Raw genomic sequence first — 21,541 nt, forward strand, 5'->3', positions numbered from 1 at the left:
CCTTGTGCACGCCCTTAAGGGTCAATACCGGGGTGCTGGCGCGGCAATTTGTCGCACCATGAATTCGCCGCTCGGTCCCATACTGGCTTCAAGAGGTCTCAGCCCATGCCGGTCATTGAATCGCGTCTGAACCCACGCAGCGAGAGCTTCCTGGCCCATGCCCAGGCGGTGCGTGCCCTCAATGCCGACCTGCACCAGCAATTGGCCCGGGTGGCCGAAGGCGGTGGTGCGGCAGCGCGTCAGAAGCATGTGGCGCGCGGCAAGCTGCTGCCGCGCGACCGCATCGACGCCTTGCTCGATGAAGGCTCGCCCTTTCTGGAAGTGGCGCCGCTGGCCGCACTGAACCTGTACGACAACCAGGCCCCGGGTGCGGGTGTGATCGCGGGCATTGGCCGCATCCACGGCACCGAGTGCATGGTGGTGTGCAACGACGCCACCGTGAAAGGCGGCACCTACTTCCCGCTCACGGTGAAGAAGCACCTGCGCGCACAAGAGATCGCGCTGCAGAACCAGCTACCATGCGTGTACCTGGTCGATTCGGGCGGCGCCTTCCTGCCCCTGCAGGACGAGGTGTTCCCTGACCGTGACCACTTCGGCCGCATCTTCTACAACCAGGCCCAGATGAGCGCGGCGGGCATCCCGCAGATCGCCGTGGTGCTGGGCTCGTGCACGGCCGGTGGCGCCTATGTGCCGGCCATGTGCGACGAGACCATCATCGTGCGCGAGCAAGGCACCATCTTCCTGGGCGGCCCGCCGCTGGTCAAAGCCGCCACCGGTGAAGACGTGAGCGCCGAAGACCTGGGCGGCGGCGACGTGCACACGCGCCTGTCGGGCGTGGCCGACCACCTGGCCGAGAACGACCTGCACGCCCTGGCCCTGGCCCGTCAGGCCGTGGCACGCCTGAACCGCACGCCGCGCCAGCCGGTGCCGCATGCGCCGGTGGCCCCACGCTACAGCGCCGATGAACTCGATGGCCTGGCGCCCATCGACCCGCGCCAGCCGCTCGACATGCACGAGGTTGTCGCTCGCCTGGTCGATGACTCGGTCTTCGATGAATTCAAGGCCCGCTACGGCAGCACCTTGCTCACGGGCTTTGCGCGCATCGAAGGCATGGAGGTGGGCATCGTGGCCAACCAGGGCATCCTGTTCGCCGAAAGCGCCGACAAGGGCGCGCACTTCATCGAGCTGTGCTGCCAACGCGGCACGCCGCTGGTGTTCCTGCAGAACATCACCGGCTTCATGGTGGGCCGGCAGGCCGAGAACGCCGGCATTGCACGCGCCGGGGCCAAGCTGGTGATGGCCGTGTCGTGCGCGCAAGTGCCCAAGTTCACCGTGGTGCTGGGCGGCAGCTTTGGCGCGGGCAACTACGGCATGTGTGGCCGAGCCTTCAACCCGCGCATGCTGTGGATGTGGCCCACGGCCCGCATCAGCGTGATGGGTGGCGAGCAGGCCGCTTCGGTACTGGCCACCGTGAAACGCGACAGCCTGCAGGCGCAGGGCCAGGCCTGGTCGGCCGACGACGAAGCCGCGTTCAAGGCGCCCATCCGCGCGCAGTACGAACAGCAAGGCCACCCGTACCACGCCACCGCACGCCTGTGGGACGACGGCCTGATCTGCCCGGCCGACACGCGGCGTGTGCTGGGCCTGGGCCTGGCCATGGCCCGCCCCCTGATGCCCACAGGCCAGCCGCCCACGCGCTTTGGCGTGTTCCGCATGTGACCCAGCCTTTGAAGCCGGATGTGAACCTTCCACGTGAGCCCCACCCCGCAGGAGACGACCATGCCCGATGCTTCCCCTGTGACCTTGCACCATGAAGGCTGGCGCTGCACCATCACGCTGGACCGGCCCGAGCGCCACAACGCCTTCGATGCCGAGGTGATCGCGCAGCTGACCCAGGCCTTTGCGCAGGCGGCTGAGCCCGCCGACACGCGCGTGGTGGTGCTGGCGGCCCGCGGCAGCACCTTCTGCGCGGGCGCCGACCTGCGCTGGATGAAGGCCATGGCCTTGCAGACACCCGCTCAGAACGTGGCCGACGCCGAAGCCCTGGCCGCCCTGCTGCATACCGTGCACCAGTGCCCGGTGCCGGTGGTGGCGCAGGTGCAGGGCGATTGCATGGGCGGTGGCGTGGGCCTGGTGGCCGCTTGCGATGTGGCCCTGGCCTCGCACCAGGCCCACTTTGCACTGAGCGAAGTGCGCCTGGGCCTGGTGCCCGCCACCATCAGCCCTTACCTGGTGCAGGCCATGGGCCCGCGTGAAGCCACGCGCTGGGCCTTGTCGGGCCAGCGCTTCGAGGCGGCCACGGCCCTGCAGACCGGGCTGGTGCACGAGGTGCTGCCGGCGCTGGAACTGCCCGAGCGCGTGCAGGCCTTGTGCGCGCAGTACCGCGCCTGCGGACCGCAGGCCCTGCGCCAGTGCAAGGCCCTGATGCGCGAGGTGGCGCAGGCCCCGCTGGATGCGGCCTTGCGCCAGCGCACGGCCCACTGGATCGCGCAGGTGCGCAGCAGCCCCGAAGCGCAAGCCGGCCTGGCCGCCTTTTTGAATCGCCAGCCCATGCCCTGGGCTGCGCCGGAGGCCTGAGCCATGCCCAAGCGCTCCTTGTCGACACCCCAGCCGCCCGGCACGCTGCTGATCGCCAACCGCGGCGAGATCGCCTGCCGCATTGCGCACACGGCCCGCCAGCTGGGCTGGCACACCGTGGCCGTGTTCTCCGAGGCCGATGCCGGGGCCGCGCATGTGCTGGCCTGCGACCGGGCCGTGTGCATTGGCCCGGCACCGGCCAGCCAAAGCTACCTGAACGTGCCAAGCCTGCTGCAGGCAGCCCGTGACACGGGTGCGCATGCGGTGCACCCGGGCTATGGATTCCTGAGCGAGAACGCCGACTTCGCCCAGGCCTGTCTCGACGCGGGGCTGCTGTTCGTGGGCCCACCGCCCGAGGCCATCCGGGCCATGGGCGACAAGGCCGCGGCCAAGCGTTGCATGGCCGAAGCCGGGGTGCCCCTGGTGCCCGGTTACCACGGCGAGGCGCAAGACCTGCCCACGCTGCAGGCTGAGGCCGAGCGCATCGGCTACCCCGTGATGGTCAAGGCCGTGGCCGGTGGGGGCGGCAAGGGCATGCGCCTGGTGCACGCACCCTCGCAGTTCGCTGCCGCCCTGGCCGCGTGCCAGCGCGAAGCCCAGGCCAGCTTTGGCGATGCCCGCGTGCTGCTGGAGCAAGGCCTGATCGCGCCCCGGCACATCGAGGTGCAGGTGTTCTGCGACCGGCATGGCCAGGGCGTGCACCTGTTCGAGCGCGACTGCTCGGTGCAGCGACGCCACCAGAAGGTGCTGGAAGAAGCCCCGGCCCCCGGCCTGAGCCCGCTGCTGCGCGAACGCATGGGCCAGGCCGCCGTGCTGGCCGCCCAGAGCGTGGGCTATGTGGGCGCCGGCACGGTGGAGTTCATCTGCGCACAAGACGTGGCCCGCACTGGCCGTTTCTACTTCATGGAAATGAACACGCGCCTGCAGGTGGAGCACCCCGTGACCGAAGCGCTCACGGGCCTCGACCTGGTGGCGTGGCAACTGCGCGTGGCCCGCGGCGAGCCCCTGCCGCTGGCGCAAGAACAGATCCGCACGCAGGGCCACGCCATCGAAGCGCGCCTGTGCGCCGAGCAACCCCGCGCGGGCTTCCTGCCGGCCACGGGCACCGTGCACCACCTGCGCTGGCCACCGCACCGCGCCTGGGCCCCGGCCCCGCTGCGCGTGGACACGGGCCTGCGTGAGGGCGATGCCGTCACGCCACACTACGACGCCATGGTGGCCAAGCTGATCGCCCATGGGCCCGACCGCGCCACCGCCATCGCACGGCTGCAGGCCGGCCTGGCCCAGCTGCAACTGGCGGGCGTGGCCCACAACGGCGAGTTGCTGCAACGGGTGCTGGCCCTGCCCGCCTTCCAGCAGGGCCTGGTGCACACCCACCTGATCGACGACCACAGCGACACGCTGCTGGCCCTGCCCGATGCACAGGCCGTGCAGCTGGCCCTGGCCGCCTTGGCGCAGCACCTGCGGCAAGCCCCTGTCAATACACCTGCCAACACACCTGGCCAGACACCGCACACTGGCGGACCCCCCCCCGACCCCTGGGCACGTGGCGATGGCTGGCGCCTGCACGGCCAGCCAAGCCTTCATGGCGAGATGCTGTGGCTCGATGCGCCCACGCCCCAGCGGCTCGGCCTGCCCCGCCACACCGACGCACAGACAGACGCACACACCGCCCACCTGCTGCCCGCCTGCACCGTGGTGCCCCGCCCGCAGGGTGATGCATTTGACGTGTTCACGCCACTGGGCACCTTCGCCTTCGCACGCTGCCAGCCCTTGCAGGACGGGCTGCGCGCCCAGCAGGCACGGGCGCAGGGCCACACCGGCACGGCCAGCCTGCACGCGCCCATGCCGGGCCGCGTGCTGGCCATCGACGTGCAAGCCGGACAGCGCGTGCAGGCCGGCCAGCGCCTGGCTCTGACCGAGGCCATGAAGATGGAACACGCCGTGTGCGCCCCGCACGACGGCGTGGTCAGCGAACTGCTGTGCGCCGTGGGCGAAGCCGTCGCGCAGGGCCAGCCCCTGCTGCGTCTGCAGGGCCTGCACAGTGATGACGCCCCCACCGCATCACCCGCATCCACCACAGCACGCACTGTCTCGTCTGCCCCCACCCGCCCCCATGCGCCTTGAGAGGAACCCGCCATGCTGCACCTGCCCTCCCTGGACCACGGCCTGAGCCCCGAACTGCAGGCCCTGCGCGACAGCGTGCGTGATTTCGCGCAGGCCGAGATCGCGCCCCTGGCCGCTCAGGCCGACCGCGACGACGCCTTCCCCCGGCATCTGTGGCCACGACTGGGCGCCATGGGCCTGCTGGGCATCACGGTCAGCGAGGCCTGGGGTGGCAGCGGCCAGGGCTACCTGGCGCACCTGATCGCCATGGAAGAAATCAGCCGGGCGGCGGGCGGCATTGCGCTGAGCTATGGCGCGCACTCCAACCTGTGCGTCAACCAAATCCACCGGCATGGCACCGACGCGCAAAAGGCCCGCTACCTGCCACCGCTGATCTCGGGCGAACACGTGGGCGCGCTGGCCATGAGCGAGCCCGAGGCCGGCTCTGACGTGGTCAGCATGAAACTCACGGCCACGCTGGGCCCGGGCGGCGACCACCACGTGCTGCAGGGCCGCAAGATGTGGATCACCAACGGCCCGGTGGCCGACACCCTGGTGGTGTACGCCAAGACCGCCCCCGAGCGCGGCGCGCGGGGCATCACGGCCTTCCTGATCGAACGCGGCATGCCGGGGTTTTCGGTGGCACAGCGGCTCGACAAGCTGGGCATGCGCGGCTCACCCACGGGCGAGCTGGTGTTCGAGCAGGTGCGCGTGCCTGTGGAGCAGGTGCTGGGCGAGGTCAATGGGGGCGTGCGCGTGCTCATGAGCGGCCTGGACATCGAACGCGCTGTGCTGGCCGGGGGCCCGCTGGGCCTGATGCAGGCCGTGCTCGACCAGGTGCTGCCGTATGTGCACCAGCGGCGCCAGTTCGGCCAGGCCATCGGCGAGTTCCAGCTGATCCAGGCCAAGGTGGCCGACCTGTACACCACGCTGCAGGCGGCCCGCTGCTTCGCCTACACCGTGGGCCGCAACCTCGACGCCTGCGGCGAACAGGGGGCGCGCCACCTGCGCAAGGACTGTGCGGCCCTGATCCTGTGGGTGGCCGAGCAGGCCACGCGCATGGCCAGCGACGGCATCCAGATCCACGGAGGCAACGGCTACATCAACGACTACCCCCTGGGCCGCCTGTGGCGCGACGCCAAGCTCTACGAGATCGGGGCCGGCACGTCCGAAATCCGTCGCATGCTGATCGGGCGCGAGCTGTTCGAAGAAACCCTGTGACGCACGCCCCTGAGGATGCTGGGCGCCTGTAATACACTCGAATCAAACGCAACAGCGTGTGGCAGAAGTCCTGCAGTTCGAGGTGCACAACGCCGATCTCACTGGCGCATGGCCCCAGCACGGCGGGCCTGCTCGCACCGAGGAGACCGCATGCCCCCGTTCCTGCGCACCGCGCTGGCCCTGACCGTGGCCGGCTGCATGACCTGTTCCCCCCTGACGGCTCAGGCCGCCTCCCTGGAAGGCGTGACGGTGGACGACACCGTGACCGTCAATGGTCAGAAGCTGGTGCTCAATGGCATGGCGGTGCGCAAGCGGGGCTATTTCAAGACCGAGGTGTCGGCCTTGTACCTGCCGCAGCGCACCGACAACCCCGAGGTGGTCTACCGCACCAATGCCATGCGCTACATCCGCATGACCCTGCTGCGCGACCTGCCGCCAGCCACCGCCTCGCGCTTTTTCATCAAGGAATTCACCCAGAACGCCACCGAGGCCGAGGCCAAGCAGCTCATCAACGAGCTGGGCACGCTGGGGGGCATCTACGGCAGCCTCAACAAGATCAACAAGGGCGATGTGGTCGAGATCATCTGGACCCCGGGCCCCGGCATGACCGCCCGCTACAACGGCAAGCTGATCACCGAACAGGGTGTGCCCAACCCGCTGTGGTGGGCCGTGTACATGCGCGGCTATGTGGGCCCGAACGTGTCAGACACCTACCGCAACGGCCTGATGGGGGCCAGCCTGAGCAACTGACCCGGTCGTGGCACCGCAAATCGCGGCTCAGCGCTTGGGTTCGCGACGTTGCCAGAGCTGCTCGCGCAGCCGGCTGACGAACTGCTCGCGATTGAAGCCACAGCGCTCGGCCGCTGCGGGCCAGCCCTGGGCCACCTGAGGGGCCAACTGGCGCACCAGGGCCTGGAGGTCTTGCGCGTGGCCATACCAGCGGGCACGCGACAGCGTGGCGGCCGCGCAGGCCCCTTCATCCGGGTTCGCTTTCAGGAACTCGGCCCAGGCGCCCGGGTTGAAGCGGGCTTGCTGGTGGGTGCAGAAACTCAGCAGTTGTTGTTCGACTTGTCGGTTCATGTTGCCTCGACAACAGTGACATGCATGCCTTCAAAACGCGACACAGACGCGATTGGATGACAGCCGGGGCACCACACACGCAAAAAAATGCGGGGTTTTCCGGGCCTGTTGTCCGAAAAACCCCGCCAAGACCGCGGGTCGACTCTGAAAACGTTCAGCGCAAGGCCTGCCCCACCCCCCTCAAGGCGGGCGAAACCTCGGCATCGATCAAGAAGACAGGCACCTCGCGCACCAGGTGCGACAGGCGGCCCTTGTCCTCGAACCGGCGGCGGAAATCGGAATGGTCAAACCAGGGACCCAGGCGCGGCACGATGCCGCCGCCGATGTAGATGCCCCCGCGCGCGCCCAGCAGCAAGGCCAGGTCACCCGCGGCACTGCCCAGCAGGCCGCAGAACATCTGCAGCACCTGCTCGGACACCTTGCAGTCGCCCGTCATGCCATGCTGTGAAATGGCGGCCGCCGTGCGCTCGGGCAGGCGGGCGTGGTCACCCGTGACCTGCTCCAGCGCGTCCAGCAGGTGGATGAGCCCCGGCCCCGACAGCACCCGCTCGGCCGACACGCGGCCATTGAAGCGGCGCTGCAGCGCCTTGAGCACCCAGATTTCCTGCTCGGTCTCGGGCGCCAGGCTGATGTGCCCGCCCTCGCCTTCGATGGGCGCCCAGTGCAGCTGCCCGTTCACGGTCAGGGGCAGCAGCCCCCCCATGCCCAGGCCGGTGCCCGCCCCCAGCACGCCGATGGCCTTGCCAGGAGCCCCCTGCTGTGGCCCCATGCTCACGACCCGTCTTTCGTGAGGCAACAGCAGGGGGATGGCAAGCGCTAAAGCGGTGAAGTCATTGATGACGACCAGTTCGTGCACCCCCAGCGAGCAGCGCATGCCCTCGATGGAAAACGACCAGTGGTGGTTGGTCATCTGGATGTGGTCGCCGTGCACCGGGTTGGCAATGCCCACGCCCACGCGCTGCGGCAGGGGCCGGCCCGTGCGCTGCAACCAGGCCCGCAGGGCCGATTCGAGCGAGTCGTGCTCGGCGCAGGGCAGCGTCAGCACGTCCTGCAGCTCAGCGCCAGGGCCCGCCTGCCAGGCGAAGCGGGCGTTGGTGCCGCCCACATCGGCCAATACACGGGTGTCGGCACCAATGCGAGCGCGAGTGTCCATTTCAGCCATGGTGTGCAAGCCTTCTGGTGTCCAGGGGTCAGACCGCGTCGATGCGGCGCTCGGTGCCGGCGTCGAACAGGTGCACATCGTGCGGGGCCCAGTCCAGGTGCACGGCGTCGCCCTCGGCGTGCGGCACGCGGCCCGGCACGCGCACCACCACCGAGCCCAGCGGGGTGTCCACATAGGCGTAGGTTTCGGGGCCGGTGGGCTCCAGCATGCGCAGCGTGCCCGGCAGGCCCTGCTCGGCAAAGCGGATCGCCTCGGGGCGCAGGCCGTAGATCACACCCTGGGCACTGCTGGCCGCCAGGGCTTGCTGCTCGGCCGCGCCCAGGGGCAAGTCCAGGCCATGGGCCGTCAGGCCTGCGCCGTGGCGGTCGGCTTGCACCGTGTTCATGGCCGGCGAGCCGATGAACTGCGCCACGTACAGCGTGGCCGGGCGGGCATAGATGTCATCGGGCGTGCCCAGCTGCTGCACGATTCCGTCGCGCATCACGGCAATGCGGTCGCCCAGCGTCATGGCCTCGACCTGGTCGTGCGTCACGTACACGGTGGTGGTCTGGGTGCGCTGGTGCAGGCGCTTGATCTCGGCGCGCATTTCCACGCGCAGCTTGGCGTCCAGGTTGGACAGCGGCTCGTCGAACAGGAAGAGCGCCGGGTTGCGCGCCAGGGCGCGGCCCATGGCCACCCGCTGGCGCTGGCCACCCGACAGCTGACCCGGCTTGCGATCCAGCAGGTGCTCGATCTGCAGCATCTTGGCCACGCGCTGGATGGCTTCCTGGCGCTCGGCCTTCGGCACCTTGCGCATCTCCAGGCCAAAGGCGATGTTCTCGGCCACGTTCATGTTCGGGTAGAGCGCATAGCTCTGGAACACCATGGCGATGTCGCGGTCCTTCGGCGGGGCGTGGGTCACGTCGCGGTCACCGATCAGGATCTGGCCCGAGGTGGGCGAATCCAGGCCGGCGATCATCGACAGCAGGGTCGACTTGCCGCAGCCCGAGGGGCCCACGAGGATGAGGAATTCGCCCTTCTCGACTTCGATGTCGATGGACTTGAGGATGTGCGTAGGGCCATAGCTCTTGCGAACCTGGCGGATGGACAGTGCGCCCATGATGATTCCTTTCAACCCTTGACGGCGCCGGCCGTGAGGCCACGCACGAAGTACTTGCCCGCCACGATGTAGACAAAGAGCGTGGGCAAGCCGGCGATCATGGCGGCGGCCATGTCGACGTTGTATTCCTTGACGGAGCTGGAGGTGTTGGCCAGGTTGTTCAGGCCCACCATCAGCGGCTTGGAGTCGGTGCTGGAGAAGACCACGCCAAACAGGAAGTCGTTCCAGATCTGGGTGAACTGCCAGATCAGGGTCACGACCAGGATGGGCGTGGACAGCGGCAGCACGATGCGCCAGAAGATGCGCCAGAAGCCGGCGCCATCGAGCATGGCGGCCTTGATCAGCTCGTTGGGCAAGGCGGCGTAGTAGTTGCGGAAGAACAGCGTGGTGCTGGGCAGGCCGCACAGCACGTGCACCAGGGTCAGGCCCCAGATCGAGCTGGCCAGCCCCAGGTAGCCGAGCACCTGCGACATGGGCAGCAGGATCACCTGCAGCGGCATGAACACGCCGAACAGCATCAGCGCGAACAGGGTCTCGCTGCCGCGGAACTTCCACTGGGTCAGCACATAGCCGTTGATGGCCCCGAGCACCGTGGACACGGCCACCGCCGGGATCACCATCCACACCGAGTTCCAGAAGAAAGGCTGCAAGCCGTTGCAGTCGGTGCCGGTGCAGGCACTCGACCAGGCCTTGGTCCAGGCCTCGAAGGTGGGCAGGTGCGGCAAGGCCAGCAGACTGCCCTCGCGGATTTCGTCCATGCTCTTGAACGAGGTCGCCAGCATCACATACAGCGGGGCCAGGAAGAAGCCGGCCAGACCCAGCAGCACGGCCCACAGCAGCAGGCGCGTCCAGTCGAAGCCGCCCGAAGTGCCGGCCATCACGGGGGCCGGCGGCGCGAAATGTCGAGAAGAAGAACTCATGGTGGGGGCCTCACTTGCGCTGACGCAGTTCGCTGTACAGGTAAGGCACGACGATGGCGGCCACCGTGGCCAGCATCACCGTGGCCGATGCGGCACCGACATTGATCTGTCCACGCGTGAAGGCCATGGAGTACATGAAGGTGGCTGGCATGTCGGTGGCAAAACCAGGCCCGCCAGCGGTCAGGGCCATGACCAGGTCGAAGCTCTTGATGGCGATGTGGGCCATGACCATGATGGTCGAGAAAAACACCGGGCGCAGGCTGGGCACCAGGATGCGCCAGTAGATGCGGGCGGTGGACGCCCCGTCGAGCTGGGCGGCCTTGATGATCGAATCGTCGATGCCGCGCAGTCCCGCCAGGAACAGGGCCATCACGAAGCCGGCGCTCTGCCAGATGCCCGCAATGGCCACGCAGTAGATGGCCTTGTCCGGGTCGACGATCCAGTCGAAGGTGAAGTGCTCGAAGCCCCAGTTGCGCACGGTGTTTTCAATGCCCATGCCGGGGTTGAGCATCCACTTCCAGGCCGCACCGGTCACGATGAAGCTCAGGGCCATGGGGTAGAGGTAGATGGTGCGCAGCACACCTTCGGCGCGGATCTTCTGATCGAGCAAGATGGCCAGCAGCAGGCCCAGGCCCATCGAGCCGCCCAGGAACAGGCCACCGAACACCAGCAGGTTCCAGGCCGAGGTCAGGAAGCGTTCGCTTTCCCAGAGTTGCAGGTAGGCGTCAAAGCCCTGGAATTCGTAATTGGGCATCAGGCGCGAGGCCGACACCGAGAGGTAACCGTTCCAGGCAATCAGCCCGTAAATGAACAGCAGCGAGAGCACGAAGGTCGGGGCCACCACCAGTTTGGGCAGCCAGTCTGTGCTCGGCGATCTTGGGGTTGTGCGCATGATCGAAGCGGAACAACCTGCCCCGGTGGGGGCAGGCGGGGGTGAATTTCCAAAAGAAATCAGAGCGGTGAGGGGCGGGCCTCGTGAGCCCGCCCTCCCGACAGGGGCAGTGCAGGTTCAACGAACCTTGGCGGCACTGACCAGCTTCTTCATGGTGTCGGCGGCCGTGGCCTTGTCGCTGTTCCAGAACTGCGAGATCACATCCTGGATGGCGCCCTGTGCAGCCGACGGCACGGCCATGCCGTGGGCGATCGACGGCACCAGGCCACCTGACTTGGCGGTGTCACCGAAGTCCTTGGCCGAGGCCTTGGCGCAGGCATCGAACTTGTCGAGGTTCAGGCCGGTGCGCACCGGGATCGAGCCCTTGTTCAGGTTGAACAGTTCCTGGAAGGCAGGCGACATCAGGGTCGAGGCCAGGTCACGCTGGGCCTTGATGTTGTCGGCGTTCTTCAGCTGGAACATGGCAAAGCTGTCCACGTTGTAGGTGAAGGCCTTGGCGGTGCCGGGGGCGGCCACGCACTCGAAATCCTTGCCCGGGGTCTTGCCCGCGGCCACGAATTCGCCCTTGGCCCAGTCGCCCATCAGCTGCATGCCGGCTTCGCCCCGGATCACCATGGCGGTGGTCAGGTTCCAGTCACGGCCCGGCGAGTTCTTGTCGGTGTAGCCCTTGATCTTCTTGAAGGTCTCGAGCACTTCCTTCATCTTCGCGCTTTGCAGCGTGGCGGGGTCCAGCTGCACCAGGGCCTTTTTGTAGAACTCGGTGCCACCGACGCCCAGGGCCACGCTTTCGAAGGTGGTGAAGTCCTGCCAGTTCTGGCCACCATGGGCCACGGGCACGATACCGGCCTTCTTCAGGGCTTCGGCTGCGGCAAAGAACTCGGGCCAGGTGGTGGGCACCTTGGCGCCGGCCTTCTTGAAGGCTTCGGGGTTCACCCACAGCCAGTTCACGCGATGCACGTTCACCGGGGCGGCGATGTAGTGGCCCTTGTGCTTCAAGCCGTTGGCGATGGGCCCGGGCAGCAGGCTGTCCCACTTCTCGGCCTTGGCCACGTCGTCCAGGTTGGTCAGCACACCTTCCTTGGCCCACTCCTGCAGCGACGGGCCCTTGATCTGGGCGGCGGCCGGGGCATTGCCCGACACCACGCGCGACTTCAGCACGGTCATGGCCGAATCACCACCGCCGCCGGCCACAGCGAAGTCCTTCCACGAATGGCCTTTGGCCTTCAGGGTGGCGGCCAGCGCCTGGGCGGCCTTGGCTTCGCCACCGGCGGTCCACCAGTGCAGCACTTCGACTTCACCGGCAAAGGCCGAGCCACACAGGGTGGCGGCGGCCAGGGCCACGCTCAGGGCGCGGCGCGAGATCTTGAATGCGTTCATTGCGGATGCTCCTTGCAACACGTCAACCGGGGTGAATGATCACCCCAGGCTCGATTTACCACCAGATTTCGGCTTGGACACCGAAGCTGGTGCCCGAGGTCTTGTTGTCGCCCAGACCGGTCAGGCCGGTGGCGCCAGCGGCGGTGTTGGCCGCGCCGTTCCAGGTGGCACGGGTGACGTACAGGCGCAGCTCAGGACGGTCCCAGAAGCCCTTGCCAGCGGCCAGCGTGGGCGCGATGGTGACCTTGGTCAGGCGCGAGGCTTCGGCATTGCTGGGCTTGACGCGGTCGACACCGACTTCGCCCAGCAGCTTGAAGTTGCGGGTGAAGGCGTACGACAGGCGGCCACCCAGCGAGGTGATGGTGGTGTCGACGGTGTCGGAGTTGTTGCGCTGGACCATCGCGATGGCCTGACCACCCAGCTGAGGCGTCAGCTGGAACTGGTAGCCGTCGACCAGGCGGATCTTCTTGACGTCGGTGCCGTCGGTCAGGGTGCCAAAGTTGCCGGTCAGGCCCGCCGAGCCTTGCGACATCTGGATCCACACGTTGTTGCTGCCACCCAGCACGCCTTCCTGCGTGTGGCGCACGCTGACGGCCAGACCCGACTTGCCGCCGGTGAAGTCACCCTTGGTGGCGTTCAGCACCACGTTCAGCTTGCCACCTTCGTTGACCGGCACATCACGCCACCAGGCGTTCAGGCGGTTACCGGGCTGGTCGCCGGCCACGTTGCTGCTGGCGTCGTCCGAGCGGTAGAAGGCCAGGTCGAGCTTGCCGCCCAGGGCGTCGATCTGGGCGCCCGCGCCGGTGCCGTCCAGCTGTTCAAAGAACTTGTCGACGATGTGCACGTCGGCACCGCGGTGGTAGCGCTTGCCCGCCCAGAAGCTGGCGCTGGGCGCGAAGTCCAGGCCGGCCACTTCGGTGTACATCTGGGCCATGCCCAGCTTGGCGTCGCCGGCGTCGCTGGCATTGCCCTTGTAGATGCTGGGCATCAGGCGAACCTTGAACTGCTCGCCCGTTTCCTTCTTGATGGTGCCGGTGAACAGGAACTCACCGTAGAAATCGCACTCGTTGCCGAGGCGGTACTTGAACTCGGCGCCCGACAGGCCATAGCAGGCGCGGTTGGCGTCTTTCGACGTGGCTTGCGGGCCAGCGCGGAAGTAGCCGTTCGATTCGAGGGACAGCTGGGCCGAAGCGGGCAGGGCCACCAGGGCGCCCAGGATCATGGGCAGCGTGCGGGAGAGGTGCTTGATCTTCATGTTGTCTCTTCGGTGAGGTTGATGAATGCCTGCCAGCGTCGCCCCTCAGCGGCGTGCGACATGCCGTGGTCGGCGGGCATCGAAGTATTAACGATCACTTAATGAGAACAGTCAGAATCTTCGCCTATTGCCTTTTTGCGTTAATGAATGTAGGGGTTCGTTCAAGATGTTGAACGTTTTCATCATGCGAGAGGCAGCCGCACTTGCACGCTCAGGCCTTGCGGCATGCGTGACGCCAGTTGCACCGAACCGCCATGGCGTTCGGCAATTTCACGCACGATGGCCAGGCCCAGGCCGCAACCGGTGCCCTCGTGGGTGGCCCTGAAGAAACGGCGAAACACGGCCTCGTGGTGGGCCTCGGGAATGCCTGGCCCCGTGTCGTCGATGCGCACGCACACCTGCGCGCCTTCGCGGTGCAGGCTGAGGGTGACCTCGGCACCCGCCCCCGCATAGCGGATGGCGTTGTCAATGACATTGAACAGGGCCTCGCGGATCAGCAAGGCATTGCCCTGCACCATGCAGGGCGCAGCGGGCGCCGGCAGGTCGTCTGGCCGCTCGTCTTCGGCCAGGCCCAGGTCCACGCGGGCCTGCAGCGCACGGGGCACGAGTTCGGCCGTGAGCTCCTGCACCAGGCGGTGCAGATCGAAACGGCTCTGGCCCATGGCGTCCATCGATTCAGGCTCGGCGCGCGCCAGGGTCAGCAACTGGTTGACCAGGTGGGCGCTGCGCGTGGCGCTTTCGTGCACACGCTGCAAGCGCACCTTCAGTTCCGGGTCGGCCGTGGCCTTCAGGGCCAGCTCGGTCTGGCTTTTGAGACCGGCCAACGGCGTGCGCAACTGGTGGGCGGCATCGCTGATGAAACGCCGCTGGCTGGCGACGCTGCCTTGCACGCGACCCAGCAGGTCATTGAGCGCACTGACCACCACCTCGACCTCTTCGGGCACAGGCCCCAGTGCGATCGGGTTGTGATCGCCCGGCGCACGTGAACCCACGGCCTGCTGCAAGCGCGACAAGGGTGCAAGCCCCTTGCGAACGCCCCACCACACCCCCACCGACATGGCCATCACCAGCAGCACCAGCGGGATGGCGATGTCACCCAGGATGCGGCTGGCCAGCGCGTCCCGGCTGACACGGCTCTTGGCGATCTGCACCAGCATGGTCTGCGGGTTGTCGGCTTCGCCATAGGCCAGGTACAAGGCCACCACGCGCACACCCATGCGGCGGGCATCGACCTTCAATGCGTCATCGTAGAAGCGGGGTTCGCCATCGAGACCTGAGGCGGCACGGGCCAGGTCACCAGGAGGCGCTGGCAACACCCGATTGCCCAGGATGAACTGCCCGGGCGGTGAGCTCACCATGTAGTAAACCTGCTCGTCGGGGTCTGTCTCCAGGATGTCGCGCGCGGCGCGCGGCAGGTCGATCAGCAGGCCGCTGCCCAAAGGCTTGACCTGCCGGGCCAGGGCTCGAGAGGACTGGTACAGGCTGCGGTCAAGGGCCAGGTTGGCATGGTGCAGGGCCACCTGGTAGGACATGAAGGCCGCGGCCACCCACAGCACCAGCTGGGGCGCGATCATCCACACCAGCAGGTATTGGCGCAAAGGCGCCGTGCCCGGCGACAGGCGAGAACGCAGGGTGCGCCACCAGGCCATGGGGCCTCAGGCGTTTTCCAGCAGGTAGCCCAGGCCCCGCACCGTGCGGATCGACAGGCCAGAGTCTTCCAGCTTGCGACGCAGGCGGTGCACGATCACCTCCAGCGAGCCCGAGGGCATGTGGGGCTCGGCGGGCGCATCGCCCGACCACTCGGTGGCGATCTGGTCCTTGGTGACCACCTTGCCTTCGTGCGTGAGCAGCAGGTCGAGCAGCGACCATTCTCGCGGCGACAGATCGACCGGCTGGCCTTGCACCGTCATGCGGCGGGCGTCACGGTCGAAGCTGAGCTTGCCCGCCACCTGCACGGCATTGGCGGCCTTGGCCGGCGTGGCGGCGCTGGCGCTCAAACGGGCGCGCCGCAACAAGGCGCGGATGCGCGCTTCCAGCTCGGGGAAATCAAAAGGCTTGGTGAGGTAGTCATCTGCACCGGCGTTCAGGCCGGCCACGCGGCTTTCCAGGCCATCGAGCGCCGTCAGCACCATCAAGGGCAAGGCGGGCCGGGCGGCGTGCGCGCGCTTGACCACGGTGAGGCCGTCGACCAGCGGCAGGCCGATGTCGATCACACCGAGGTCGAAGTTGTGGCGTGTGAGCAGGTACTCGGCCACCGCGCCGTTTTCGGCCACTTCCACCTCGAAACCGGCATGGCGCAGGTTGGCCGACAGGGCATCGGCCAGGATGGGGTCGTCTTCGGCAAGGAGCAGGCGCATGGCCTGATTCTCGCACGCTGCCCCCTGTGCACGCCTGGTCCTGCACATCAGGGTCTAGACTGATGCCATGCGCCTGACCGACCAGATCGAACGCCAGCTCGAAAGCCTGCCTGCGGCCGAACAACGCGTGGCCCGTGTGATCCTCCATGACCCGCGCACAGCCATGGGCCGCCCGGTGGCCGAACTGGCCGCCGAAGCGAAAGTGAGCAACCCGACCGTGGTGCGCTTTTGCCGCAGCATGGGCTTTGAAGGCTGGAGCGATTTCAAGCTGCAGCTGGCGGCCAGCCTGGGCCAGGGCGGCACGCCCTTCGTGCACCAGCGGGTGCAGGCGGGCGATACCGGGCGCGAGCTGGTGCACAAGGTGACGGCGCACAGCATCGAGGTGCTGAGCCGCTTTGCAGAGACCGCCTCGCAAAAGCGCATCGACCAGGCCGTGACGGCGCTGTCGCGCACAGTGCGCGAGGGCGGGCGCATCGAGTGCCACGGCGTGGGCAACTCGGGCATCGTGGCCCAGGACGCGCAACTGAAGTTCTACCGCATGGGTTGCCACGCCACGGCCGTGGCCGACGGGCACCTGCAGATCATCGGGGCCACGCTGCTGCAAAAGCGCGATTGCCTGGTGGTGATCTCCAGTGCGGGCCGCAGCCAGGGCCTCATCGACGCGATGGAACTGGCCCAGCGCCAAGGCGCCATGACGATCGCGATCACGGCCAGCGGCTCGCCTCTGGCGTCTCTGGCCCGCATCCACCTGGCGGCCGACCACCCCGAGGGCTATGAAGAGTTCAGCCCGATGGCCTCTCGCCTGCTGCACCTGCTGGTGATCGACGTGCTGGCCACGGGCGTGGCCCTGCAGCTGGGGCCCGACCTGCCGGCCCGCCTGCTGCAGGTCAAGCGCAACCTGATCAGCAAGCGTTACCGCACCGGCTGATCGACGAAAGCGCGGGTTTCCAGCCAGCTGGGCGGCTGGCAGCCCTGGCGCTGCACGTTCAGTGCCGCTGCGGCCATGGCGTGCTGCAAGGCATCGGTCAGTTCGCGCGGGCCCAGGGCCTGCAAGGCGGTGGCGCGCAGTTGCCCCGCATGGTGCAGCCAGGCCAGCAGACCCGCCTGGAAGCAGTCGCCCGCACCCACGGTGTCCACCACATGAATGCCCGCGCGAACGGGCAGACGCACCAGGTGCTGGGCCGTGACCAGGGCTGCGCCCTCGCCACCCAGGGTCAGGGCCACCAGGCTGGCGCGGTGACCCTCAGGCTGCCAGCCATCCAACAGGCGATGCGCCACCGCGCGCAGGCTGCGGTCATCGTTCGCATCAAGGTGCCAGCCCAGTGCGGCCACGTCTTCGTCGCTCAGCTTGACCACGTCGGCCTGGGCCAGGGCCCACTGCACGGCCTGCCGGTAGGCCATCTGGCGCAGCGGGTCGCTGCCGGCCACCACCATGCGCAGGTTGGCATCGACCGAGACCAGGCCACCCCGCGCCCGCGTGGCCGCGATCACGGCCAGCGCACGCTGTTCGTCGGGCGGCATCAGGGCCAGGCCGCCCACATGCAGGGCCTGCACCGCCTCGGGCAGACGCTGCAGCAGCTCGTCCAGGCTGCCGTCGCGGTCGGCCACGGCCTCGCGGTGGAACACGTACTGCGGCACGCCCTGCTCGCCCAGGGACACCACCGCCAGCGAAGTGGGCAGGTGGCTGCGCCATGGCGGGTCAATGGCCACACCGTCGTCACGCAGGCCTTGCACGAAGCGTTCGCCAAAGGTGTCGGTCGACAGCGGGTTCAGGTAACGGATGGGCAGGCCCTGGCGCGCCACGGCCCGCGTGAAGTTGCACACCGAGCCCCCAAGGCAGGGCTCGTAACGGCCATCGGGGTGTTCGATCAGGTCGACAAGGGCTTCGCCCAGCGCGGCAAACATGGGGTGCTTTCTCCAGATGAAAAGGCCGTGCAGGCACGGGCCCACAGCGGCGCCCAAGGGCCCCGCAGGCCCCTGGCTCGGTCGCCAGTGTGCGAGACGGACCTAGGGTTTGACATGAGGGTTTCCCATTAATACAACCACTTGATTTATTAATGAAGCGTTTGGATACTTCGGTCCGTCGGCCCACATGGCCGACCATGCCAAGACCCACAACCCCCTACCGAGGAGCTTTTCCATGACCTCTCGTCGTTCGCTGGCGGTGTCCCTGGGCGCTGTCGCGCTCGCCCTGGCCGCTGCCCAGGCTTCGGCGGCCGATCAGCCCATCGTCGGCCTGATCACCAAGACCGAGACCAACCCCTTCTTCGTCAAGATGAAGGAAGGCGCGGCCGAAGCCGCCAAGGCCAAGGGGGCCAAGCTGCTGACCGCCGCCGGCAAGCAAGATGGCGACAACGCCGGCCAGGTCACGGCCATCGAAAACATGATCGCGGCCGGTGCCAAGACCATCCTGATCACCCCGTCGGACGCCAAGGCCATCGTGCCGGCCATCAAGAAGGCCCGCGACAAAGGCGTGATGGTGATCGCCCTGGACAGCCCCACCGACCCGCAAGAGGCCGTGGACGCGCTGTTCGCCACCGACAACTACAAGGCCGGTGTGCTGATCGGCCAATACGCCAAGGCCGCGCTGGCCGGCAAGCCCGCCAAGATCGCCACGCTCGACCTGTTCCCCGGCCACCCGGTGGGTGCCCAGCGCCACAACGGCTTCCTCAAGGGCTTTGGCCTGGCCGCCAACGCCGCCACCTCGAATGAGCTGAGCAAGCCCGCCGAAGTGGTGTGCATGGCCGACTCCTACGGTGACCAGGCCAAGGGTCAGACCGCGATGGAGAACTGCCTGCAGAAGAACCCCGACATCAACCTGGTCTACGCCATCAACGAGCCGGCTGCGGCAGGCGCCTTCAAGGCCCTGAAGTCAGCAGGCAAGGACAAGAACGTGGTGATCGTGGCCGTCGACGGCGGTTGCCAGGGCGTGAAGGACGTGGCCGCCGGCAAGATCGCCGCCACCTCGCAACAATACCCGCTGAAGATGGCCGCCATGGGCGTGGAAGCGGGTGTGGCGTATGCCAAGACCGGCAAAAAGGTGGCGGGTTACACCGACACCGGCGTGACCCTGATCGCGGGCAAGCCTGTGGCCGGCGTGGACAGCAAGGACACCACCACCGGCCTGAACCTGTGCTGGGGCAAGAAGTGATCTGACCATGCAGGCCTCCACCACCTCCTCTCACACACCCGCCACCAAGGGCGCTCTGACCATGAAAGACTGGACGAAACATCTGCCGCCGATGTCGACGCTGGGCCCGCTGCTGGCCCTGCTGGCGGCCTGCGCCTTCTTTGCGCTCAAGACCGACAACTTCCTGTCCGCTCAGAACTTCTCGCTGGTGATGCAGCAGGTGATGGTGGTGGGCCTGCTGGCCATCGGTCAGACCCTGATCATCCTGACGGCGGGCATCGACCTGTCGTGCGGCATGCTGATGGCGCTGGGCTCCATCGTCATGACCAAGCTGGCCACCGAGATGGGCCTGCACCCGCTGGTGGCCATGGCCATTGGCGTGGGTGCCACCACGGCGTTTGGCCTGGTCAATGGCCTGCTGGTCACGCGCATCAAGCTGCCCCCGTTCATCGTGACGCTGGGCACCATGAACATTGCTTTCGCGATCACGCAGATCTACTCCGAATCGCAGACCGTGACCGATCTGCCCGAAGCCATGACCTGGCTGGGTGACCCGGTCATGCTGCTGGGCACGCCCGTGGCGCGTGGCGTGCTGGTGCTGCTGGGCCTGTATGCCGCGGTGTGGTTCGCCCTGACCCACACCGCGCCGGGCCGCCACCTGTACGCCGTGGGCAACAACACCGAAGCCGCCCGCCTGACCGGCATCTCCACGCAGCGCGTGCTGCTGTGGGTGTACGCCCTGGCCGGCACCTTCTACGGCATCGCCTCGCTGCTGTCGGTGGCCCGCACCGGCGTGGGTGACCCGCAAGCCGGGCAGACCGAGAACCTCGACTCCATCACGGCCGTGGTGCTGGGCGGCACCAGCCTGTTCGGTGGGCGCGGCGTGATCATCGGCACCCTGATCGGCGCACTGATCGTGGGCGTGTTCCGCAACGGCCTGACCCTGATGGGCGTTTCGTCGGTGTACCAGATCCTGGTCACGGGCGTGCTGGTGATCCTGGCGGTGGCCGCCGACCAGCTCTCGCAGAAACAAGCCCGCTGAAGGCGGTTTCACGCAACGCACACCGGAAAACACCCCATGCACGCTGCAGCCCCCACCTCCAGCAACCCCGTGGTCCTTCAGGCCACCGGCCTGGTCAAACGTTATGGCCAGGTCACGGCCCTCGATGGCGCCGACTTCGAATTGCGCGCCGGGGAGATCCTGGCCGTCATCGGCGACAACGGCGCCGGCAAATCTTCATTGATCAAGGCGCTGTCGGGCGCCACCATCCCCGACCAGGGCGAGATCCTGATGCACGGTCAGGCCATCCACATGAAAAGCCCGATCGACGCCCGCCGCCAGGGCATCGAAACCGTGTACCAGGACCTGGCCGTGGCCCCGGCCATGACCATCGCCGAAAACCTGTTCCTGGGCCGCGAGCTCATCAAACCCGGCTTCGTCTCGCAGATGCTGCGCGTGATCGACAAGAAGCGCATGCTGGAAGAGGCCATCGAACGCATGAACGACCTGAAGGTGGGCATCCGCTCCATGACGCAGGCCGTCGAGACCCTGTCGGGTGGCCAGCGCCAGTGCGTGGCCGTGGCCCGTGCAGCCGCCTTCGCCAGGAACGTGGTCATCATGGACGAGCCCACCGCCGCCCTGGGCGTGAAGGAAGGCAACATGGTGCTGGAGCTGATCCGCCGCGTGCGCGACAAGGGCCTGCCCGTGATCCTGATCAGCCACAACATGCCCCATGTGTTCGAGATCGCCGACCGCATCCATGTGCAGCGCCTGGGCAAGCGGGCCGCCGTGCTCAACCCCAAGATGGTGAGCATGGCCGACACCGTGTCCGTCATGACTGGCGCCATGCGCCCTGACCAGCTGCCCGCGGAGGCCCTGTGCTGAAAGGCATCGACCCCCTGCTGACGCCCGAGCTGCTCAAGGTCATGGCCGAGATGGGCCATGGCGACGAGCTGATCATTGCCGACGCCAACTTCACGGCCGCCTCGCTGGCGCGTGCCAACGGCCAGCCCATCGTGCGGGTGCCCTGCGCCACCGTGATGCGCATGACCGAGGCCGTGCTCAGCCTGCTGCCCCTGGGCACCCCGCAGGAGCAGCCCGTGGGCTTCATGCAGGTGTGCCACCTGCCTGCCGGCCAGGCTTCGGGCCTGCAGCGTGACGTGCAAGGCATGTTGCGCAACCGCGGCTGGCTGGCCCCCGAGCACACCGAGTTCATCGAGCGCTTCGCCTTTTACGAGCGCACGCGTCGCGCTTTTGCCATCGTGCTGACCGGCGACCCCCAACCTTATGGCAATGTGCTGGTCAAGAAAGGCGTGATCGGCGAGGCCCTGCGGCCCTGACCGCGCCACCCCTGCCGTCCTGACC

The 21,541-nt window shown here is 67.6% G+C and carries 20 protein-coding genes; 10 read left to right on the top strand and 10 right to left on the bottom strand.

Going from position 1 to position 21,541, the window contains the following annotated elements; translation table 11 throughout:
• Positions 1–105: 105 nt before the first annotated feature.
• From EYS42_RS11830 to EYS42_RS11850, 5 genes are all read left to right on the top strand, one after another.
• The gene (locus EYS42_RS11830; RefSeq protein ID WP_130968366.1) at positions 106–1,719 is read left to right on the top strand and encodes a carboxyl transferase domain-containing protein; all 1,614 of its coding nucleotides are present in this window, start codon (positions 106–108) and stop codon (positions 1,717–1,719) included.
• Positions 1,720–1,779: 60 nt separating this feature from the next.
• A complete protein-coding gene (locus EYS42_RS11835) occupies positions 1,780–2,577 on the top strand; it encodes an enoyl-CoA hydratase-related protein (RefSeq protein WP_130968367.1) in 798 nt (265 codons plus the stop codon).
• A 3-nt stretch (positions 2,578–2,580) separates the two neighbouring features.
• Positions 2,581–4,704, top strand: coding sequence for an acetyl/propionyl/methylcrotonyl-CoA carboxylase subunit alpha (locus tag EYS42_RS11840; protein WP_130968368.1), 2,124 nt, complete (start codon positions 2,581–2,583; stop codon positions 4,702–4,704).
• A gap of 12 nt (positions 4,705–4,716) precedes the next feature.
• Positions 4,717–5,904, top strand: coding sequence for an isovaleryl-CoA dehydrogenase (locus EYS42_RS11845; protein WP_130968369.1), 1,188 nt, complete (start codon positions 4,717–4,719; stop codon positions 5,902–5,904).
• Between the two features lie 150 nt (positions 5,905–6,054).
• Entirely contained in the window at positions 6,055–6,654 is a 600-nt protein-coding gene (locus tag EYS42_RS11850) for a chalcone isomerase family protein (protein WP_165456753.1), read from the top strand.
• A gap of 27 nt (positions 6,655–6,681) precedes the next feature.
• Here EYS42_RS11850 and EYS42_RS11855 read toward each other — a convergent pair whose 3' ends face one another.
• From EYS42_RS11855 to EYS42_RS11895, 9 genes are all read right to left on the bottom strand, one after another.
• Complete coding sequence (locus EYS42_RS11855; protein WP_130968371.1) at positions 6,682–6,984, bottom strand: hypothetical protein; 303 nt, start codon at positions 6,982–6,984, stop codon at positions 6,682–6,684.
• A gap of 154 nt (positions 6,985–7,138) precedes the next feature.
• A complete protein-coding gene (gene glk, locus EYS42_RS11860; RefSeq protein WP_245503620.1) occupies positions 7,139–8,146 on the bottom strand; it encodes a glucokinase in 1,008 nt (335 codons plus the stop codon).
• 28 nt (positions 8,147–8,174) lie between these two features.
• A complete protein-coding gene (locus EYS42_RS11865; RefSeq protein WP_130968372.1) occupies positions 8,175–9,245 on the bottom strand; it encodes an ABC transporter ATP-binding protein in 1,071 nt (356 codons plus the stop codon).
• Between the two features lie 11 nt (positions 9,246–9,256).
• Positions 9,257–10,123 (bottom strand): carbohydrate ABC transporter permease, encoded by an 867-nt coding sequence (locus EYS42_RS11870; RefSeq protein WP_130968476.1) that lies wholly within the window; start codon positions 10,121–10,123, stop codon positions 9,257–9,259.
• Between the two features lie 52 nt (positions 10,124–10,175).
• Positions 10,176–11,057, bottom strand: coding sequence for a carbohydrate ABC transporter permease (locus EYS42_RS11875; RefSeq protein ID WP_130968373.1), 882 nt, complete (start codon positions 11,055–11,057; stop codon positions 10,176–10,178).
• 117 nt (positions 11,058–11,174) lie between these two features.
• Entirely contained in the window at positions 11,175–12,434 is a 1,260-nt protein-coding gene (locus tag EYS42_RS11880) for an ABC transporter substrate-binding protein (RefSeq protein ID WP_130968374.1), read from the bottom strand.
• A gap of 55 nt (positions 12,435–12,489) precedes the next feature.
• A complete protein-coding gene (locus EYS42_RS11885) occupies positions 12,490–13,689 on the bottom strand; it encodes a maltoporin (RefSeq protein ID WP_130968375.1) in 1,200 nt (399 codons plus the stop codon).
• A 182-nt stretch (positions 13,690–13,871) separates the two neighbouring features.
• Complete coding sequence (locus EYS42_RS11890) at positions 13,872–15,338, bottom strand: sensor histidine kinase (protein ID WP_130968376.1); 1,467 nt, start codon at positions 15,336–15,338, stop codon at positions 13,872–13,874.
• A gap of 6 nt (positions 15,339–15,344) precedes the next feature.
• Positions 15,345–16,046 (bottom strand): response regulator transcription factor, encoded by a 702-nt coding sequence (locus tag EYS42_RS11895; RefSeq protein ID WP_130968377.1) that lies wholly within the window; start codon positions 16,044–16,046, stop codon positions 15,345–15,347.
• Between the two features lie 73 nt (positions 16,047–16,119).
• On the opposite strand from EYS42_RS11895, the gene EYS42_RS11900 reads away from it, so the two are divergent.
• The gene (locus EYS42_RS11900; RefSeq protein ID WP_130968477.1) at positions 16,120–16,974 is read left to right on the top strand and encodes a MurR/RpiR family transcriptional regulator; all 855 of its coding nucleotides are present in this window, start codon (positions 16,120–16,122) and stop codon (positions 16,972–16,974) included.
• On the opposite strand, the gene EYS42_RS11905 is transcribed toward EYS42_RS11900, so the two are convergent.
• Positions 16,959–17,951 (bottom strand): PfkB family carbohydrate kinase, encoded by a 993-nt coding sequence (locus EYS42_RS11905; protein ID WP_130968378.1) that lies wholly within the window; start codon positions 17,949–17,951, stop codon positions 16,959–16,961. The two genes, EYS42_RS11900 and EYS42_RS11905, sit on opposite strands and share 16 nt — an antisense overlap.
• Positions 17,952–18,186: 235 nt before the next feature.
• Here EYS42_RS11905 and EYS42_RS11910 point away from each other — a divergent pair, with 235 nt between their 5' ends.
• The 4 genes from EYS42_RS11910 (at position 18,187) to EYS42_RS11925 (ending at position 21,516) form a co-directional block, all read left to right on the top strand.
• Positions 18,187–19,197 (top strand): sugar ABC transporter substrate-binding protein, encoded by a 1,011-nt coding sequence (locus tag EYS42_RS11910; protein ID WP_130968379.1) that lies wholly within the window; start codon positions 18,187–18,189, stop codon positions 19,195–19,197.
• Between the two features lie 61 nt (positions 19,198–19,258).
• Complete coding sequence (locus tag EYS42_RS11915) at positions 19,259–20,218, top strand: ABC transporter permease (RefSeq protein WP_130968478.1); 960 nt, start codon at positions 19,259–19,261, stop codon at positions 20,216–20,218.
• 36 nt (positions 20,219–20,254) lie between these two features.
• Positions 20,255–21,061 (top strand): ATP-binding cassette domain-containing protein, encoded by an 807-nt coding sequence (locus EYS42_RS11920; protein WP_130968380.1) that lies wholly within the window; start codon positions 20,255–20,257, stop codon positions 21,059–21,061.
• Entirely contained in the window at positions 21,055–21,516 is a 462-nt protein-coding gene (locus EYS42_RS11925; RefSeq protein ID WP_130968381.1) for an RbsD/FucU family protein, read from the top strand. Before EYS42_RS11920 ends, EYS42_RS11925 begins: the two co-directional genes overlap by 7 nt.
• Positions 21,517–21,541: the final 25 nt, after the last annotated feature.

This window comes from Aquabacterium lacunae, from assembly GCF_004310865.1.
Classification (GTDB): domain Bacteria; phylum Pseudomonadota; class Gammaproteobacteria; order Burkholderiales; family Burkholderiaceae_C; genus Aquabacterium; species Aquabacterium lacunae.

Excerpts from the sequence above, each read along its gene's own strand:
- EYS42_RS11905 (WP_130968378.1), bottom strand. The coding sequence starts at position 17,951 with ATGTTTGCCGCGCTGGGCGAAGCCCTTGTCGACCTGATCGAACACCCC.
- EYS42_RS11870 (WP_130968476.1), bottom strand. The coding sequence starts at position 10,123 with ATGGCCGGCACTTCGGGCGGCTTCGACTGGACGCGCCTGCTGCTGTGG.
- EYS42_RS11875 (WP_130968373.1), bottom strand. The coding sequence starts at position 11,057 with ATGCGCACAACCCCAAGATCGCCGAGCACAGACTGGCTGCCCAAACTG.
- glk (WP_245503620.1), bottom strand. The coding sequence starts at position 8,146 with ATGGCTGAAATGGACACTCGCGCTCGCATTGGTGCCGACACCCGTGTA.
- EYS42_RS11830 (WP_130968366.1), top strand. The coding sequence starts at position 106 with ATGCCGGTCATTGAATCGCGTCTGAACCCACGCAGCGAGAGCTTCCTG.
- EYS42_RS11890 (WP_130968376.1), bottom strand. The coding sequence starts at position 15,338 with ATGGCCTGGTGGCGCACCCTGCGTTCTCGCCTGTCGCCGGGCACGGCG.
- EYS42_RS11840 (WP_130968368.1), top strand. The coding sequence starts at position 2,581 with ATGCCCAAGCGCTCCTTGTCGACACCCCAGCCGCCCGGCACGCTGCTG.
- EYS42_RS11910 (WP_130968379.1), top strand. The coding sequence starts at position 18,187 with ATGACCTCTCGTCGTTCGCTGGCGGTGTCCCTGGGCGCTGTCGCGCTC.
- EYS42_RS11920 (WP_130968380.1), top strand. The coding sequence starts at position 20,255 with ATGCACGCTGCAGCCCCCACCTCCAGCAACCCCGTGGTCCTTCAGGCC.
- EYS42_RS11845 (WP_130968369.1), top strand. The coding sequence starts at position 4,717 with ATGCTGCACCTGCCCTCCCTGGACCACGGCCTGAGCCCCGAACTGCAG.
- EYS42_RS11865 (WP_130968372.1), bottom strand. The coding sequence starts at position 9,245 with ATGGGCGCACTGTCCATCCGCCAGGTTCGCAAGAGCTATGGCCCTACG.
- EYS42_RS11895 (WP_130968377.1), bottom strand. The coding sequence starts at position 16,046 with ATGCGCCTGCTCCTTGCCGAAGACGACCCCATCCTGGCCGATGCCCTG.
- EYS42_RS11835 (WP_130968367.1), top strand. The coding sequence starts at position 1,780 with ATGCCCGATGCTTCCCCTGTGACCTTGCACCATGAAGGCTGGCGCTGC.
- EYS42_RS11855 (WP_130968371.1), bottom strand. The coding sequence starts at position 6,984 with ATGAACCGACAAGTCGAACAACAACTGCTGAGTTTCTGCACCCACCAG.
- EYS42_RS11880 (WP_130968374.1), bottom strand. The coding sequence starts at position 12,434 with ATGAACGCATTCAAGATCTCGCGCCGCGCCCTGAGCGTGGCCCTGGCC.
- EYS42_RS11915 (WP_130968478.1), top strand. The coding sequence starts at position 19,259 with ATGAAAGACTGGACGAAACATCTGCCGCCGATGTCGACGCTGGGCCCG.
- EYS42_RS11885 (WP_130968375.1), bottom strand. The coding sequence starts at position 13,689 with ATGAAGATCAAGCACCTCTCCCGCACGCTGCCCATGATCCTGGGCGCC.
- EYS42_RS11850 (WP_165456753.1), top strand. The coding sequence starts at position 6,055 with ATGCCCCCGTTCCTGCGCACCGCGCTGGCCCTGACCGTGGCCGGCTGC.